This window comes from Streptomyces sp. NPDC101166 (assembly GCF_044768125.1).
Taxonomy (GTDB): domain Bacteria; phylum Actinomycetota; class Actinomycetes; order Streptomycetales; family Streptomycetaceae; genus Streptomyces.
In genome coordinates this window covers 1-1242 of sequence record NZ_JBIWPF010000186.1, presented here as the reverse complement: position 1 = coordinate 1242, position 1242 = coordinate 1, and the positions used below count along the sequence as shown (strand labels likewise).

The window sequence follows — 1242 nt, the reverse complement described above, 5'->3', positions numbered from 1 at the left end:
CGATCAGATTCCGGACGACTTCGGCAATTCGCTCCGGGTCTTCCAGCGCGAACATGAAACCGAACCGCAGCTCCGGCGAAGAGGCATAGGCGGGCATGAATATCGAGGCTAACCGACTTCGGCGCGTCGCACCCTCGGCGCGCCGCAAAGATAGCTATTCATAAGCTTCGGTAACCGAACCGGCCCCGGACAACCTCGACCCGGCGGCGAAGCACCCCCGGAGCCGTCCCACACACCGCCCGCACAGGTGTCGATCAGCCTTCAACCGCAGCGCCCATGTGACCGTCTTGTAATGCTGTATAACGATTTTCAGGCAGCTTCGCCGATCACGCGCCGGATGGTTGCGCCCCTCCGACTATCGCGCTTTCCTGAATATGTCCCGCATTATCGGACAGTCTTCTCATCGCATCGTCGCGGATTTCCCGGTTACTTCACCGTGTCGCTGGTGGTGGGCTGTTGCGTTCCGGGTGCGGGGCTGCGCCGGAGCCGAGGGGAGCCCCTCCCCGAATCCCCCTCGGCCCTGGCGTATCCACACGCATGCGCGGCCGAGGGTGGGAAACATGTCAATCGACTACACGGGAGCGGGTTTCGGCGCCGAACTTCCCTCGCCGGACACGCTCCTGCGTGCTTTCCGAGAACCGATAGACACCGCCCGCCGCGACCGCGACGTCCTGGAATCGGCCCATGAGCTGGTGCGATGCCACGAACGTCGGCAACGCGCCCTGGACTCCGCCCACGCCGCCGACGCCACCCCCGACGATGTCGCCGCCAGCGCCCACCACATCGACCGGATCGACACCCGCCGCGCCGAGTTGGTCTCCCGCATCGACGACTGGGTCGCGATCAATATCCCGCACCGCGCCGGGGCCTCCCTGCACACCGAGACCCTCGGCGCCGTCATCGACCGCATGGCCGCGAAATGGGTTGCCGCACAACAGGCCCTGGGCAACGGTGGGCCTCCGGCCCCGGCCAACGGCGTTCCGAAAGCCACCGACGGACGAGCCCGGCGCCGCGCCAAGGCGCACCGGGTGAGTGAGGACCGGCCCCACCGCGGGGTGGACACCGAGGCCCACCTGCAGTGGTACCGGCTGGCCGAGCTCGCCGACGGCTATCGGGATCTGATCACGGAAGTCGCCCAGCACCGGCGGCGACTCCCCACCTGGTAGAAACCCCGGCTAGCGGGGGTCGACGACCTCGGCGTCGAGGACGTCCGACTGCGTCACACGCTCGCTCGGACCCGGC

The 1242-nt window shown here is 67.6% G+C and carries 1 protein-coding gene; it reads left to right on the top strand.

Going from position 1 to position 1242, the window contains the following annotated elements; translation table 11 throughout:
- The first annotated feature begins 560 nt into the window (after nucleotides 1-560).
- Nucleotides 561-1166, top strand: coding sequence for a DUF4254 domain-containing protein (locus tag ACIRS4_RS37575; RefSeq protein WP_404204666.1), 606 nt, complete (start codon nucleotides 561-563; stop codon nucleotides 1164-1166).
- Nucleotides 1167-1242 lie beyond the last annotated feature (76 nt).